Raw genomic sequence first — 14,874 nt, forward strand, 5'->3', positions numbered from 1 at the left:
CCCAGCGGCGCCTGAAAGCGGTCGCGATCATGCGAGGAGACGATTTGTCATGCGACTTTCTACGTTTGGTCCCGCCGGAACCCCGGTCTCCGTCATCGGGCAGGGCACATGGCGACTTGACGAGAGCCGCCGCGCCGAGGCGCTCGAGGCGTTGCGGCGCGGCCTCGACGCAGGGATGACGCATGTCGACACCGCCGAGATGTATGGCGAGGCCGAACCGCTCGTCTGCGAGGCGATCGCGGGCCGGCGCGACGAGGTGTTTCTCGTGTCGAAGGTCCTGCCGTCCAACGCCTCGAAGGCCCGGACGATCGCAGCCTGCGAGCGCAGTCTCGCGCGGCTGAACACAGACCGGCTCGATTGCTATCTGTTGCATTGGCGGGGCGCGACGCCGCTCGCCGAGACGATCGAGGCGTTCGAGACGCTCGTCGCCGCAGGCAAAATCCTGTCCTGGGGCGTCAGCAATTTCGACGTCGACGACCTCGAGGACGCGCTCGCCATCGCCGGGGAAGGCCGCATCGCCTGCAATCAGGTGCTCTATCATCTGCAGGAACGGGCGATCGAACATGCGGTGGCGCCATGGTGCGAGGCGCAGGGCGTGACCGTGGTCGCCTACAGCCCGTTCGGCAGCGGTGATTTCCCCAGCGCCCGTACGGCTGCAGGGGGCGTGCTGGAGGAGATCGCCGCCGAGGTTGGCGCGACGGCGCGGCAGGTCGCGCTTGCGGCTCTGACTCGCCGCCCGTCGGTCGTGGCGATCCCGAAAGCGTCGAGCGTCGCGCACGCGCTCGATAACGCGGCCGCAGGCGATCTTCGGCTCAGCGACGCGCAGCTCGAGCGGATCGACCGGGCGTTTCCGCGCGGTCCGAAGCCCCGCCATCTGCCGATGATTTGACGCGCCGACGATCTGGGGGGCAGGGTGGCTCGGCCGCGCCTCGCGCGCTAACCTGTCGGGCGTTAATCCACACCGATCCCGTTCGTCGGCGGTCGCAGCCTCAGCCTTGACGACGCATGGTCATCCGGCCGCCTAAGCTCGACGTGCTGATTCTCTCGGCCGCGGACGATCTCGAAACGGAAATCCGCGCAGAGCGAGCCAGCGCCCTTGAACGGGCCGGCTCCAGGGCCGAGCGGGCGATGGCGGCGTTTCACGCCGCGGTCGGGGACAAGCGCGCCAGCCTGATCAAACCGGCCGCCGACGCTCTGCACGGCTACATGATCCAGCGCGAGCTCATGGGGTTCCGCGGCCATGCCGAGGTGCTGGAGCGGCTCGCCGTGCCGCGTCAGGTGATCGCGAAGATCGGGGTCCGCTGAAGCCGCCCGGAATTGCGGCGCCTGTGTCCATCTTGGAGTCAGGAGCCGATCGACGCCCGTGCGACGGGCACTCATACCCCCGCCAACGAGACCGTTGGCGGGGTTGGATTTTACTTGAGGCGGTCGGCCATCTGGTTCGGCGAATACCGATTAGTCGACAAGATCGATCACGGCGTCGGACAGGAACTGCGCGACCTTCTTACTCACGTCTTTCAGCGTATTCGCCGCCTTAACAAGTTCGATGGAGAGCATCGGCGTATCTCCTTCGGCAATCGGCGCCGATTGCCATGCAATACAGGCGCCAGCCAGCGGCAGCGGCAGCGCCATTGCCGTCAGCCGTAGTTGCGTTGATTGGCGAAACAACGGCGCGTTCGTGTCCGTGGTCTGTATCCTTCATGAGAGGGGCGACGCCCGGTCGGGCCAAAATCGCTGAACGCTCGATGAACGATCAGGCGGGCCGGCGTTCAGGCGCTTCGGCGCATCTACAAGCTACTTTCGAGATCACCCCACGCCGTAACAGGCGTCGGACCGGATACCGCCCCTCTTCGGTTCGAATCTCTCGAAAGGCACGCCCGGCCGATGGGGAGAGGCCGGGCTATTTTTTTGTCCATCGCCCGCGTCATCGTCGGTCGTACGTCCGGCTTTCGGGCGTCGTTGCGCCGACTAGTCAAGACACCTCAGGCCTGCACGGTAAGGAAGGTTTCCTGATACCCCGATTATTGTCGGACGCGCTATCAAAATATCAAATCCATAGAAATAAGTATTTGTTGTTGACACGGCCCGGCGGCCGTGGCGGATATCAGGCGTTCTTTTGGAGACCCGATCATGAACCGCCGCACCGCCACGCGCCTTTTCGCAGCGCTGGCCCTCTCAGCCCCGCTGGCGCTCGCCGCAGGCGTCGGAACCGCCGCCGCCCAGACGCGGCTCACCAACGTCTCCTACGACCCGACGCGTGAGCTCTACAAAGACTTCAACGCCGCCTTCGAGAAGACCTGGAAGGCCGAGACCGGGGAGGACATCCGCGTCCAGGCGAGCCATGGCGGCTCGGGCAAGCAGGCGCGCTCGGTGATCGACGGGCTCAACGCGGACGTCGTGACGCTGGCGCTCGCAGCCGACATCGACGCGATCGCCTCCGCGACCGGCAAGATCCCGGCGGACTGGCAGAAGCGCCTGCCGCACAACTCCTCGCCCTACACGTCGACGATCGTATTCCTGGTCAGGAAGGGCAACCCGAAAGGCATCAAGGACTGGGGCGACCTCGTGAAGGCCGACGTCCAGGTCATCACGCCGAACCCGAAGACCTCCGGCGGCGCGCGCTGGAACTATCTCGCCGCCTGGGCCTACGGCCTGCAGGCGAACGGCGGCGACGCCGCGAAGGCCAAGGCCTACGTTGCGGATCTCTTCAAACACGTTCCGGTGCTCGACAGCGGCGCGCGCGGCGCGACGACGACCTTCGCCCAGCGCGGCCTCGGCGACGTGCTGCTCGCCTGGGAGAACGAGGCTTTCCTCTCCGGCAAGGAGTTCGGAGAGGACAAATTCGACATCGTCTATCCCTCGATCTCGATCCTGGCGGAGCCGCCGGTCTCGATCGTCGACGGGAACGTCGACAAGAACGGCACCCGCAAGGCGGCCGAGGCCTATCTCAACCTGCTCTATTCGAAGGTGGGCCAGACGATCGCCGCGCGGAACTTCTACCGTCCGATCTCGCCCGAACTCGCCGAAAAGGAAGACGTCGCGCGCTTCAAGGAGCTGAAGCTCGTCACGATCGACGGCGAGTTCGGCGGCTGGAAGAAGGCGCAGGCCGAGCACTTCGCCGACGGCGGGACCTTCGACCAGATCTACAAGCCGCAGTAAATTCAGCCACGAAACAGGGCGCGGCCGGCGGACACGTCGGTCGCGCTTTTTTGCGCGGCTTCCGAAGAGAGATGTGCGTGCAAGCCTCGACAACGACCGCGGACGCTGGAATCGTCGCCCCGCCCGTGCAGGACGCGGGCGCCGCCGGTCAGGCGGTTCCGCGAGGCCGCATGAAAAGACAGCAGTTCCGGACGCCGAGCGCGTTGCCAGGGTTCGGCATGGCCTATGGCTTCGCCTGGGCCTATCTCGGCCTCGTCGTCCTCATTCCGCTTGCGGCCGTGGCGCTCTACGCCTCGTCGCTCGGGCCAGCGCGTTTCATGCAGATCGCGACCGAACCGCGGACGTTCGCCGCGCTGAAGGTTTCCTTCGGACTGTCGCTCCTGGCGGCCGCGTTGAACGCCGTGTTCGGCCTGCTGATCGCCTGGGCGCTGACGCGCTACCGCTTTCCCGGTCGCCGGCTGCTCGACGCGGCCGTCGATCTGCCGTTCGCGCTGCCCACCGCGGTCGCCGGCATCGCGCTCTCCGCGATCTACGCGCCGAACGGCTGGATCGGCGCGCTGCTGCCGTTCCGCGTCGCCTTCACGCCCCTCGGCATCTTCATCGCGCTGGTTTTCATCGGGCTGCCCTTCGTCGTGAGAACGCTGCAGCCGGTGATGGCCGACCTCGACCGCGAACTCGAGGAGGCGTCGGCGACGCTCGGGGCGACCCGCGCCGCCACCGTGTTCCGGGTCGTCCTGCCCACGCTGCTGCCGGCGTTGCTGACCGGCTTCGCGCTCGCCTTCGCCCGCGCCGTCGGCGAATACGGATCGGTGATCTTCATCGCAGGCAACATTCCTTACGTCTCGGAAATCGCCCCGCTGCTCATCATCATGCGGCTCGAGGAATTCGACTACGCCGGCGCGACCGCGATCGCGACGGTGATGCTGGCGCTCTCCTTCGCGCTGCTGTTCGCGGTGAATCTGCTCGAGTCATGGTCGCGCAGGAGGCTCGGCCATGCGCGCTGAGGTGATCGCGGATCCGACGTCGGAGAGCAGGCTCGCAAGGTTTGCGATCATCCTGCTGTCGGTCGCCTTCCTGGCCTTCTTCCTGATCCTGCCGCTCGGCGCCGTCTTCGTCGAGGCGCTTCGGAAGGGCCTCGAAACCTACTTCGAAAGCTTCAGCGATCCGGACACGATTTCCGCCATCGAGCTCACCGTGCTGGTCGCCGCGATCGCGGTGCCGCTCAACGTCGTGTTCGGGCTCGCCGCGTCCTGGGCGATCGCGAAGTTCGACTTCCGCGGCAAGAGCTTCTTCGTGACGTTGATCGATCTGCCGTTCTCGGTGTCGCCGGTTGTCTCCGGGCTCTGCTACGTCGTGCTGTTCGGCGCGCAGGGCTATTTCGGGCCCTGGCTCGCGGCCCATGACCTGCAGATCATCTTCGCGCTTCCGGGCATCGTGCTCGCGACCGTGTTCGTCACCTTTCCCTTCGTCGCCCGCGAACTGATTCCGCTGATGCAGGAGCAGGGGACGAGCGAGGAGGAGGCGGCGCTGTCGCTCGGCGCCGGCGGCTTCCGCACCTTCTGGTCGGTCACGCTGCCGAACGTGCGCTGGGCGCTGCTCTACGGCGTGCTGTTGTGCAACGCCCGCGCGATGGGCGAGTTCGGCGCGGTCTCGGTGGTCTCAGGCCATCTCAGGGGGCTCACCAACACTGTCCCTCTGCAGGTCGAGATCCTCTACAACGACTACAATTTCGTCGCGGCCTTCGCCGTCGCCTCCGTGCTCGCGGGCCTCGGCCTCGTGACGCTCGCGATCAAGTCGGGCCTCGAATGGCGCTACGGGGACGAGATGTCCTCCGCCCACCGCCGCTGAAGAACGGACAAGACGATGGACCTCAAGATCCGCAACCTGCGCAAGGACTACGGCAGGTTCCCCGCTCTCAACGGCGTGAACCTCGACATCCGGTCTGGCGAGCTGATCGCGCTGCTCGGCCCCTCCGGCTCCGGCAAGACGACGCTGCTGCGCTCGATCGCAGGACTGGAGATTCCGGATGGCGGGCAGATCCTGTTCGGCGACGAGGACGCGCTGCAGAAGAGCGTGCAGGAGCGCAACGTCGGCTTCGTGTTCCAGAGCTATGCGCTGTTCCGCCATATGAAGGTGTTCGACAACATCGCCTTCGGGCTGCGCGTGCGCGATCGCGCCAGGCGTCCGGCCGAGGGCGAGATCCGCCGCAAGGTCCTGGAATTGCTTGATCTGGTGCAGCTCTCCGGCCTCGAAGGGCGCTATCCCGCGCAGCTTTCCGGCGGCCAGCGGCAGCGCGTCGCGCTCGCCCGCGCGCTCGCGATCGAGCCGCAGGTGCTGCTGCTCGACGAGCCGTTCGGGGCGCTCGACGCGCAGGTCCGCAAGGAGCTCCGCCGCTGGCTCCGCCAGATCCACGACGAGACCGGGCACACCACGGTGTTCGTGACGCACGACCAGGAGGAGGCGATGGAGCTCGCCGACCGCGTGGCGGTTCTCCATAAGGGCGACCTGCAGCAGGTCGGCACGCCGGACGACGTCTACGACCTGCCGGCGACGCCGTTCGTCTACGCCTTCATCGGCGAGTCGACCTCGCTGCCGGTGACGATCTCGCGCGGACAGGCCTCGCTCGACGGACGCCCGCTCGCGCTCGACCGCTTCGACGCGCCGGACGGTCCGGCGCGTCTGCACATCCGCCCTCAGGACGTGACGATCCAGAGCGAGGACGGCGCGGTGCTGACCGGCGCGGTCGTCGGCCTGCGCCGGTCCGGCCCCTATCGCCGCGCCGACATCTCGGTCGGCGCCGGCCATGCGCGGATCGAGGCGCTGCTGCCTCCGGACGTCGAGATCGCGATCGGCGACCGCGTCGGCCTCGCCTTCAGCCGCTCCGCGGTGTTTCCGGAGGACGAGAAGGTTCTGCGCAAGGCGGCGTGAGCGCGGCGCCTTCGCTGGCGGACGCCCCCAAGCGAGCGCGTGCGCCACTACTCCCGGCTCCCCGAGCCCGCTAAGGTCCCGCCCGCGCCGCGGTCTGCGGGGATTCGGCGCGTCCCTGAACCCGGAAGCGGCGCGATGACGGTTCATGTGGCGTAAGGCGGCGTCCGTCGGCGGGCTCACGCTGGTTTCGCGCCTGTTCGGCTTCGTGCGCGACATCATGATGGCGGCGATGCTCGGCGCCGGGCCGCTCGCGGACGCCTTCATGGTCGCCTTCCGGCTCCCGAACCATTTTCGCGCGATCTTCGCGGAAGGCGCGTTCAACGCGGCGTTCGTGCCGCGCTACGCACGAGCGCTGACGCGGGACGGGGAGGGCGCCGCCAAGGCCTTCGCTGAGGACGTGCTGGCGCTGACGCTCGCCGCCCAGATCGTCCTGCTCGTGCTGGCGCTGATCTTCGCGCCTTTCGTGGTGGCGCTGCTCGCGCCGGGCTTCGTCGAGGAGCCGGGTCAGCTCTCGCTCACCGCGAGCCTCACCCGGATCACCTTCCCCTACCTCCTGCTCATCTCGTGGATGACGCTCGTCGCCGGCGTCCTGAACGCGCATGACCGCTTTGCGGTCGCGGCCTCCGCCTCGATCCTGCTCAACATCTGCATGATCGGCGCGCTGCTGATGACCGGGCTGTTTCCGACGGTGGCGCATGCCCTCGCCGTCGGCGTGCTGGTCTCCGGCTTCGCGCAGCTTGGCGTCGTCTTGTGGGACGCACGCCGCGCCGGCGTGTCGCTCAGGTTCCGGCGGCCGCGGATGACGGAGCACGTCCGCAACTTCCTGCGCGGCTTCGGTCCGGCCGTGGTCGGCTCCGCGGGCGTCCAGATCGCGATGTTCGCCGACACGATCCTCGCCTCGTTCCTTCCGGCGGGCTCGGTCTCCTATCTGTATTACGCCGACAGGCTCTACCAGCTGCCGCTCGCGGTCGTCGGCATCGCGATCGGCACGGTGCTCCTGCCCGAGCTCGCGCGCCGCCTCGCCGCCGACGACCTTCCCGGCGCGCGCGACCGGCTCAACCGCGCGCTCGAGGGCGCGCTCGCTATGACCTTGCCGTTCGTCGCTCTGTTCGCGGCGGCCCCCGGTCCGATCGTCGCCGCGCTGTTCGGCCGTGGGGCCTTCGACGCGGCCGCCGTCGACGGTTCGGCCGCTGCGCTGCAGGCCTATTCGGTCGGGCTGCCGGCGATCGTGGCGCTCCGCTGCGTGACCCCGGCCTTTCACGCCTCGGGCGACACCGCGACGCCGGTGAAGGCGCTGGCGATCGCCACCATCGCCAACGTGGCTCTGAAGTTCGCGCTGGTCGGATCGCTGTTCAGCGCGGGCCTCGCCTTCGCGACCTCGGTCGGCGCCTGGGCGAACCTCCTGCTGCTGACCTGGCTGCTCGCCCGCCGCAGCGGCTTCGCGGCCGACCGGCGGTTCGTCGTCGCGATGGCGTCCCTCGCCGCCGCGACCGCGGCTTCGGCGCTCGCGGTCCGCTGGTCGCTCGGTCCCGCTGCGGGGTTCAGGGGATTGATCCCTCAGTTTCCGGACTTCGCGCCGGCGGTTGTGATCGGCGTGGTGGGCGTCGCAACCTACGGCGTGATCGCAGCCGCAGGCCTTCTGCTCGCACGGCGCGCCCGCTAGCCGCCGCGCTTCGCGATCGAGGCGTCGGCGTCAGGCGGCGCGGCGGAACGCCTCTCCAGACGGGATGCGAAGCGGCGTTTTCCGCCGCTCATAGGCAGCCGTCGCGGCGATGAAGCCCCAGGTCATGCCGAGCAGCGCCCACTGGTGACGCCAGTGATCGATGTCGATGACGGCGGCTTCCACCATCAGCACGACCCAGGTCGAAAAGGTGCAGATGAAGATCGGTCGCCACGGCGTCGCCGCCAGGACATAGCGGAAGCCGGAAACCAGCGTGAGGATCGTCATGACCGGCAGCACGACGCCGCCAAGCCAGCCGTAGGACATGAAGGCGTTGAGGTAGGTGTTGTGGACGTCGGCGCCGAAGCGCTTGGCGAACTGGAAGATCCCGATGCCGAACGGCTTGTCGAGCGCCAGGCGGAAACCCATCACATGGTTCGAGAACCGGCCGCCGTGCTCGGTGTCGTAGTTCTGCTCGAGGCTTGCGCGTTCGGCGAACAGGCTCGAGACCGACGGCAGGTGGATGATGACGGCGATCATCAGCGCCGCGCCAAGGGTCGCCGCGAGGCAGGTGAGCAGGATGCGCGCGCGCGCCGACGGCGTCGGGGCCGCGAGCACCGTCAGCACCGTCATCAGCGCGGCGGAGGCGATCAGATGGCCCCATGAACCGCGGGAGAAGCTGAGCAGGACGCCGGCCATGATGACGCCGAGGGGCGCGAGCAGCGCCAGCGACCTCCTCGCGTTGCTCGAATAGAGCCGCTGCATGAGCACCAGCGCCGGAAAGATCAGATGCGGCGCGAACACGTTCGGGTCCTTGAAGGCGCCCTTCGCGCGATTGTAACGCAGCAGGCTCTCGGAGAACGGGACGAGGTGGAAGTAGCCCGCGATCGCGAGCAGGCCGCTCGCGACGCCCGCGATCACCCAGGCGTTTGCGATCAGCTTCGCCCGGATCTCGGTGCGTTCGGCCAGAAACAGCGAGTAGAAGCAGCCGGTGCCGGCGAGGAATACGCCGACCGTCGTCCATTTTTGCGTGTCGGCGCGGTCGAAGACCAGGGTCAGGGTCAGGATCGCGCCGAGCTGATAGAGCGCCACGAGCAGCAGGAACGGCAGCAGCGTCCTCGGCAGCTTGAGGCCCGTCCCGACGAACAGCACGATCGCCACGATCATGATGAGGTCGTAGGCCGCGGGCTCGAACATCACGAAGAAGCTCGACGCGACGGCGAGCCACACCACTCCCTCGCGGAAGGACTCCGCGCTGATCGTCAGCGGACGGCGGCCCGCCCCTGCGTGAACGGCCCCCGTTCTGCTCAATAGGCGTTGTCCGTCCTGGCGAGCGCGAAGGGGGTTTTCATGAGGATGATGGCGTCGAACAGGATCGACCAGTTCTCGATGTAATAGAGGTCATGATCGACGCGCTTGCGCAGCTTGTCCTGCGTGTCGACCTCGCCGCGCCAGCCGTTGATCTGCGCCCAGCCGGTGACGCCGGGCTTGACCCTGTGGCGCGCGAAATAGCCGTCGACGACGTCGTTCCACAGCCGCTCGGAAGTGTGGGCGTTGACTGCGTGCGGGCGCGGGCCGACGAGCGAGAGTTCGCCGCGGAGGACGTTGAGGAGCTGCGGCAGTTCGTCGATCGAGGTCTTGCGGATGAAGCGGCCGATCCGTGTGACCCGAGAGTCGTTCTTGGTGACGACGGTCTTCGCTTCCGGGTCCGACATCTCGTGCCGGAGCGAGCGGAACTTGAAGACCTCGATGACCTCGTTGTTGAAGCCATAACGCTTCTGCCGGAAGAACACGGGACCGCGCGTGTCGAGCTTGATCGCGATCGCGGTCGCCAGCATCAGCGGCGAGAGCGCGACCAGCAGCAATGTCCCGACGACCAGGTCGAAGGCTCGTTTCGCGACGAAATCCCAGTTCTGGATGGGTTTCTCGGCGAGCTCCACCATCGGGATCGCGCCGACATACGAGTAAGCGCGCGGCCGGAAGCGGAGCTTGTCGGTGTGCGCGGAAAGCCGGATGTCGACGGGGAGCACCCAGAGCGTCTTCAGGATTTCGGCGACGCGCCCCTTCGCGCTCACTGGGATCGTGACGATCAGCAGGTCGATGTGGGCCAGCCTGCCGAACTCGACGAGTTCGGCGACGTTGCCGAGCTTCGGATAGCCGGCGACGACGGCGGGCGACCGGTCGTTGGACCGATCGTCGAACACGCCGCAGATGTGAACGTCGTTGCCGGGGGTCGATTCGAGCGAGCGGATCAGATCCGCGGCCGGCTCGCCGCCGCCGACGATCACGGCCTTGCGGCCGAGCCGACCTTGCTCCGCCCAGCGTTTCACGAGAATCGCGAGCGCCGTGTGGCCGATAATGAACCCGCCTGCGCCCAGCGCGAACCAGTAGCCGAACCACCGGCGATCAAGCATGCCGCCGAGGTCGAAGAACGCGCCGATCGCGGCGAAGCCGGCGAAGACCAGCGTCCAGGCGCCGATCATCCGGCCGATCTGGCCGCCGAGCAGGCGGAAGGCGACGACATTGTAAGCGTCGGCCGCCTGCGCGAACACCAGCGTGAGCACGAGCCCGCCGGTCATCGACACGAGGTACGGCCAGCCGATCCCGCCAAGACCGCCGAACGAAATGAAATAGGCCGCGAGACCCGCAGCGATCACGATGGCGGAATCGGCGAAGCGCGCGGCGCCGATCAGCACCACCGGCGAAATCGAGGACGCGCTGAAGCGCTCGGCGATCTCGCGCGCCTGTTCGTTCAGCCTTGCCTGCCGGCGCGTCGGAGCCGATTGAGGCTTCTCGCGAGCCTTAAGGTCGGCCATCGATAGGTGGGTCACGGTGTTCGGTTTCCGATCGGTCAGGAAAACCTTGCCGATAAACTCCCAACAACCCTTTACGCGCGACTCTTAAATATCGCTTTGTAATCGTTCGATCGCCGTGCGGTAAACTTTTTCGACGCGCGAGGACATTTCGGAGACCGAGAACTCGCCAGAGATGTGCCGCTTGCGCGCCGCCGCGCCCGCGGCGGCCGCGTCCGGATCGGCGATCAGCGCCGCCATGGCGGCCGCGAGCGCCTGAGGGTCGCCCGGCGCGATCAATTCTTCCGTGAAGGGCCCGAAAATCTCCGGTATGCCGCCCACCCGCGTCGCGATGATCGGAAGCGACGCCGCGATCGCCTCGAGCACGACATAGGGCATTGATTCCGCCCGTGACGGGACAACGACGGCGCGGCCGAGCGCAAAGGCCTCCCGGGTCGGCGTGGACGGCCGGAAATCGACGAGGTTGTCCAGTCGGAGCTCCGCCGTCATGGCGCGATAGCGGGCTTCCTCCGGACCGTCGCCCACGATGATCGCCGTCGCCGGCCGATCCGTCCCGGCGAGAAGCGCGACCGCCTGGATGAAGACGTCGACCCCCTTCAGGTCGCGCAACATGCCGAGATACAGGAAGTCTCGAGCGTCCGTGGCCGGGGCCACAGGCACGAACTCCTGCGGCGTCAGGCCGTTGCGGACCACGACGGCGGGGCAGCGCGGCTCGCCGACATGACTGACATAAGCTTGCCGCTCGTAGTCGCTGACGTGGATAAGCGCGTCGGTGAAGCGTTCGAGCGCGCGTTCGACGCGGAAATAGATCCACCCTTCCAGCGATTTCGGATCGTAGTGCAGGCTGCCTCCATGCGGGGCGTAGAGCCGCGCCACGGGTCGGCGGCGATTGAGCCATGCGCCGACGATCCGGCCGAAGGCGCCGCCCTTCGCGCCATGGCAGTGGATGACGTCAGGCTGCAGCGGCTCAAGAATTGCGCGGACCTGCGAGATCGCCCGGAAATCCGACGCGCTGATCTGGCGGGAGATCGGAACGCGGGTCGCGCCGAGCGCGAGCATCGGTTCGAGCGCTCGGATACGCTGGTCCTCGAACGGACCGCCGGTGAGGCTGTCGCAGACGAAGCCCACGAGGTGGCCGGCCGCCGCCTGCGCCGAGATCAGATCCGCGATGTGACGAAAGATCCCGCCGACGGGCGAGCGCACGAGATGGACGATCCGCAGTTGCCTTGCGTCGCTCATGGAAAGTCCCCGCGGATCGGAGCGCCCGCGTTGCGGTGCTTGTCGGACCGTTCGAGCGCCGCGAAGGGAAGTTCGGCCTAGAACCAGCGCTCTTCGACGGTGAGGGTGTCGCCGGGACGGATGGGATAGGTGAGGGGCACCTCGGCCTTGTAGACCCGGTCGCCGAGCCGGCGCGTGAGCTCCACGCGGTCGCGCATCGCCCGGGGCGTGAAACCGCTCGCGATCGCGACGGCGTTCTGCGCGGTCATGCCGGCGACGTAAGGGTACTGTCCGGCGGTCGTGACCTCGCCGAGGATGTAGAATGGGCGGTAGGACTCGATCTCCACGGAGACGCTGGGATCGCGGAGGAATCCGCCTTTGAGCTTGGCTTCGAGGCCGGCCCGCACCTGATCCGATGTCTTGCCGTCGACCTGATAGCGGCCGACGAGCGGCATCGCGATGCTTCCGTCGGGCTCGACCGCGTAGCTGTTAGACAGGTTCTGTTGGCCGAAAACGTTGACGCGCAGCTTGTCGCCGCTCGACAGCACGTAGGGCTCATTGAAGGTCGCGGCCAACTGCGGCGGCACCGCGCGCGGCGCGGCGCAGCCGGCGAGCGACGCGGCGAACGAGAGCGCGATCAGCGAACGGCGCGATCCCATGACGACGGTCCCCAAAACCCAAGATGCACCGTCGTAATCGCAACAGGGTTAACAATGTGTTTTCCTGAGTGCGGCGGCGGCGCGGGCGATTAACTCTGCGGCAACCATGTTTGTGCTGTTGTGCGAGAGCGAACGCTTTGAGTGCGAGAGTCGAGGACTAGGCATGGTGCAGCGCGTCAGCTACCGCGAGGAGGACGATCGCCCCCAGAGCGGGGAGATCGACCTGCGCGCGCTCGGCCGGGGGCTCTGGCGCCGCAAGCGCTGGATCATCGGGCCGACCGCGCTCGCCGCGCTGCTGGCCTTCGCCTTCGTTCAGTTGAGCTCGCCCTATTTCCGTTCGGCCGCTCTCATCCTGATCGAGAACCGAGAAGGCGCCGCGCCGCGGCCCGGCGGCGACCGCGACACGCCACTGCCGGACGAGCAGGCGGTCGCGAGCCAGGTTCAGCTGATCCAGTCGCGCGACCTTGTGCGCGACGTCGTGAAGGCGCTCGATCTCGGCGGCGATCCCGAGTTCTCCGGCCAGAGGGAGTCTTATGTCCGCAAGCTGTTCCGCATGGTCGGGCTGGGCGGCGCTCAGGACGACCTGCCCTATAAGGAGCGGGTCGTCGATAAGGTCGCGGAGAACCTGACGGTTTATCCGGTGCAGGGCTCCCGCGTCGTCGGCGTCGAATTCGTCGCGCAGGACGCGGACCTCGCGGCGCGTGTCGTCAACGGCTTCATCGACGCCTATCTCGCCATCCAGCGCGAAGCCAAGCGCGAGTCGAACAAGCAGGCGAACCAGTATCTCTCCGACGAGATCGCCAATCTGCGCGGCCGGGTCGGCGAGGCTGAGGATCGGGTGGAGACCTTCCGCTCGAAGGCCGGCCTTCTCGTGGGCACCAACAACACGACCGTCGCCGCCCAGCAGCTTGGAGACACGACGATCCAGCTTTCGAGCGCCCGGACCCAGCAGGCCGAGGCGCAGGCGAAGGCGGACATGATACGCTCCGTCATGCGCCAGGGCCGTCCGGCCGAGGCGCTCGACATCGCCAATTCGGACCTCGTCCGCTCGCTTTCCCAGCAGCGTTCGCAACTCGCCGCGCAGATCGCGAGCGACAGCCGGACGCTGCTGCCGCAGCATCCGCGGATGCGCGAGCTCCAGGCGCAGCTTTCCGGACTGGACGAGCAGATCCGCAGCGAGGCCGAGAAGCTCGCCCGCGCTTTCGAGAACGACGCCAAGACCGCGGGCGCACGGGTCGCGGCCTTCGGCAAGCAGCTCGAGGAACTGAAGAAGACCGCGTCGACCGCGAACGGTCAGGAAGTCCAGCTGCGCGCGCTCGAGCGCGAGGCTCGCTCCCAGCGCGACCTTCTGGAGCAGCTCCTCACGCGCTATCGGGAGACCTCGGCGCGCGACAATCCCGACGCGCTCCTGGCGGACGCCCGCGTGATCTCGCGTGGCGCGGCGGCGACCGAGCCGTATTTCCCCAAGAAGACGCCGACGATCGCGCTCGCGACGCTTGGCGCCTTCGTCCTCTCGCTGTTCGCAGCCGCTGCGGCCGAGGTGTTCGGCGGCCAGCGTCGCCCCGACGACACCGACGCCGCTCCGCCGCCCGCGATCGGCGCCGTGCCGGTGTTCGGACGGCTTCAGGAGCCGATGCGCATCCAGGGGCCGACGCCGCCCGGCGGTCAGCCGGGATCGGCGTCGGCGCCGGACGACGATCCTAAGGCCGACGGCGAGTCGGGCTCGGCCCACGGGGCTGATCCCGCTGCGCCGCTGACCGCCGCGGCCGAAGCTGTCTCCAGCGAAGCGCCGCGCCGCAATGCAGGCCGGGCGGCGACGATCGAATGCGCGGATGCGACGCTCGTCGCTGCGCTCGCACGGCAGCTCGCCTCGATGCCGACGGGCGAGGGGGCGCTGCGCATCCTCACGACCGGCGCGGCGCCAGATCTCGCCGTCAGGTCGGTCGCGGCCGAGCTCGCGGCCACCATCTCGGCCTCCGGCCGCCGCGTCGTCGCGATCGACGCAGGCGGCGGCGTGCCACGAGGCGGAGACGTGCCCTCCGAGCCCGGCCTCTCGGACCTTCTGACCGGCGCCGCCACATTCGCCCAGGCGATCCATCGCGATCCGGGCTCGCGGGTTCACATCGTTCCGCGCGGCTCGGAGAGCTTCGACACGCTGGACGCGGCCGCTCAGGGCAGGCTCGGCGTGGTTCTCGAGGCGCTCGCCCTGACCTATGATTTCGTGATGCTGATGGCCCCGAGCGGTCCCGGCGGCGCGGACGTGTTCGCCGTACACTGCGGCGCGGCAGTGCTGGTCTCCAACGCCGGCGCCGCCGACTTCGTGACGGTGGACGCCCACGAACGCCTGAAGGCGACCGGCATCGAGGACGTCGTGGTCCTGCTCGTCAGCGACGGCGGCGGCGCGCCAAAAGACCGCTCACTCGCCGCTTGAGGCATG

Annotated in this window: 13 protein-coding genes; 8 read left to right on the forward strand and 5 right to left on the reverse strand. The window is 67.9% G+C overall.

Annotated features, from left to right (window positions below):
- The first annotated feature begins 49 nt into the window (after window positions 1–49).
- Both PKE75_RS09535 and PKE75_RS09540 read left to right on the forward strand, forming a co-directional pair.
- Window positions 50–889, forward strand: a complete 840-nt coding sequence (locus PKE75_RS09535; RefSeq protein ID WP_271168473.1) for an aldo/keto reductase — start codon at window positions 50–52, stop codon at window positions 887–889.
- Between the two features lie 116 nt (window positions 890–1,005).
- Window positions 1,006–1,305 (forward strand): DUF6665 family protein, encoded by a 300-nt coding sequence (locus tag PKE75_RS09540; protein WP_271168474.1) that lies wholly within the window; start codon window positions 1,006–1,008, stop codon window positions 1,303–1,305.
- 150 nt (window positions 1,306–1,455) lie between these two features.
- Here the strand turns inward: PKE75_RS09540 and PKE75_RS09545 are convergent, their stop codons facing one another.
- Complete coding sequence (locus PKE75_RS09545) at window positions 1,456–1,632, reverse strand: hypothetical protein (protein ID WP_271168475.1); 177 nt, start codon at window positions 1,630–1,632, stop codon at window positions 1,456–1,458.
- 498 nt (window positions 1,633–2,130) lie between these two features.
- Between PKE75_RS09545 and PKE75_RS09550 the strand changes: the two genes are divergently transcribed.
- The 5 genes from PKE75_RS09550 (at window position 2,131) to murJ (ending at window position 7,750) form a co-directional block, all read left to right on the forward strand.
- Complete coding sequence (locus tag PKE75_RS09550; RefSeq protein ID WP_271168476.1) at window positions 2,131–3,159, forward strand: sulfate ABC transporter substrate-binding protein; 1,029 nt, start codon at window positions 2,131–2,133, stop codon at window positions 3,157–3,159.
- Window positions 3,160–3,329: 170 nt separating this feature from the next.
- Entirely contained in the window at window positions 3,330–4,163 is an 834-nt protein-coding gene (gene cysT / locus PKE75_RS09555) for a sulfate ABC transporter permease subunit CysT (protein ID WP_271168477.1), read from the forward strand.
- Window positions 4,153–5,007, forward strand: a complete 855-nt coding sequence (gene cysW / locus PKE75_RS09560; RefSeq protein WP_271168478.1) for a sulfate ABC transporter permease subunit CysW — start codon at window positions 4,153–4,155, stop codon at window positions 5,005–5,007. Before cysT ends, cysW begins: the two co-directional genes overlap by 11 nt.
- Before the next feature lie 15 nt (window positions 5,008–5,022).
- The gene (locus PKE75_RS09565) at window positions 5,023–6,087 is read left to right on the forward strand and encodes a sulfate/molybdate ABC transporter ATP-binding protein (protein WP_271168479.1); all 1,065 of its coding nucleotides are present in this window, start codon (window positions 5,023–5,025) and stop codon (window positions 6,085–6,087) included.
- Between the two features lie 145 nt (window positions 6,088–6,232).
- Window positions 6,233–7,750 carry a murein biosynthesis integral membrane protein MurJ gene (murJ, locus tag PKE75_RS09570; RefSeq protein WP_271168480.1) on the forward strand — a complete coding sequence of 506 codons (1,518 nt, stop codon included), beginning with the start codon at window positions 6,233–6,235 and terminating at the stop codon, window positions 7,748–7,750.
- 30 nt (window positions 7,751–7,780) lie between these two features.
- On the opposite strand, the gene PKE75_RS09575 is transcribed toward murJ, so the two are convergent.
- The 4 genes from PKE75_RS09575 to PKE75_RS09590 form a co-directional block, all read right to left on the reverse strand.
- A complete protein-coding gene (locus tag PKE75_RS09575; RefSeq protein ID WP_271168481.1) occupies window positions 7,781–9,058 on the reverse strand; it encodes an O-antigen ligase family protein in 1,278 nt (425 codons plus the stop codon).
- Window positions 9,055–10,563: an undecaprenyl-phosphate glucose phosphotransferase gene (locus tag PKE75_RS09580; RefSeq protein WP_271168545.1), complete on the reverse strand. Its 1,509-nt coding sequence runs from the start codon at window positions 10,561–10,563 to the stop codon at window positions 9,055–9,057. Before PKE75_RS09580 ends, PKE75_RS09575 begins: the two co-directional genes overlap by 4 nt.
- An 84-nt stretch (window positions 10,564–10,647) precedes the next feature.
- Window positions 10,648–11,799 carry a glycosyltransferase family 4 protein gene (locus PKE75_RS09585; protein WP_271168482.1) on the reverse strand — a complete coding sequence of 384 codons (1,152 nt, stop codon included), beginning with the start codon at window positions 11,797–11,799 and terminating at the stop codon, window positions 10,648–10,650.
- Between the two features lie 77 nt (window positions 11,800–11,876).
- On the reverse strand, window positions 11,877–12,437 hold the full coding sequence (locus PKE75_RS09590; protein ID WP_271168483.1) for a polysaccharide biosynthesis/export family protein: 561 nt from the start codon (window positions 12,435–12,437) through the stop codon (window positions 11,877–11,879).
- Between the two features lie 163 nt (window positions 12,438–12,600).
- Here PKE75_RS09590 and PKE75_RS09595 point away from each other — a divergent pair, with 163 nt between their 5' ends.
- Window positions 12,601–14,868 carry a GumC family protein gene (locus tag PKE75_RS09595; protein ID WP_271168484.1) on the forward strand — a complete coding sequence of 756 codons (2,268 nt, stop codon included), beginning with the start codon at window positions 12,601–12,603 and terminating at the stop codon, window positions 14,866–14,868.
- Window positions 14,869–14,874 lie beyond the last annotated feature (6 nt).

This window comes from Hansschlegelia plantiphila (genome assembly GCF_027922265.1).
Classification (GTDB): domain Bacteria; phylum Pseudomonadota; class Alphaproteobacteria; order Rhizobiales; family Methylopilaceae; genus Methylopila; species Methylopila plantiphila.

Excerpts from the sequence above, each read along its gene's own strand:
- PKE75_RS09535 (WP_271168473.1), top strand. The coding sequence starts at position 50 with ATGCGACTTTCTACGTTTGGTCCCGCCGGAACCCCGGTCTCCGTCATC.
- PKE75_RS09540 (WP_271168474.1), top strand. The coding sequence starts at position 1,006 with ATGGTCATCCGGCCGCCTAAGCTCGACGTGCTGATTCTCTCGGCCGCG.
- PKE75_RS09545 (WP_271168475.1), bottom strand. The coding sequence starts at position 1,632 with ATGGCGCTGCCGCTGCCGCTGGCTGGCGCCTGTATTGCATGGCAATCG.
- PKE75_RS09550 (WP_271168476.1), top strand. The coding sequence starts at position 2,131 with ATGAACCGCCGCACCGCCACGCGCCTTTTCGCAGCGCTGGCCCTCTCA.
- cysT (WP_271168477.1), top strand. The coding sequence starts at position 3,330 with ATGAAAAGACAGCAGTTCCGGACGCCGAGCGCGTTGCCAGGGTTCGGC.
- cysW (WP_271168478.1), top strand. The coding sequence starts at position 4,153 with ATGCGCGCTGAGGTGATCGCGGATCCGACGTCGGAGAGCAGGCTCGCA.
- PKE75_RS09565 (WP_271168479.1), top strand. The coding sequence starts at position 5,023 with ATGGACCTCAAGATCCGCAACCTGCGCAAGGACTACGGCAGGTTCCCC.
- murJ (WP_271168480.1), top strand. The coding sequence starts at position 6,233 with ATGTGGCGTAAGGCGGCGTCCGTCGGCGGGCTCACGCTGGTTTCGCGC.
- PKE75_RS09580 (WP_271168545.1), bottom strand. The coding sequence starts at position 10,563 with ATGGCCGACCTTAAGGCTCGCGAGAAGCCTCAATCGGCTCCGACGCGC.
- PKE75_RS09585 (WP_271168482.1), bottom strand. The coding sequence starts at position 11,799 with ATGAGCGACGCAAGGCAACTGCGGATCGTCCATCTCGTGCGCTCGCCC.
- PKE75_RS09590 (WP_271168483.1), bottom strand. The coding sequence starts at position 12,437 with ATGGGATCGCGCCGTTCGCTGATCGCGCTCTCGTTCGCCGCGTCGCTC.
- PKE75_RS09595 (WP_271168484.1), top strand. The coding sequence starts at position 12,601 with ATGGTGCAGCGCGTCAGCTACCGCGAGGAGGACGATCGCCCCCAGAGC.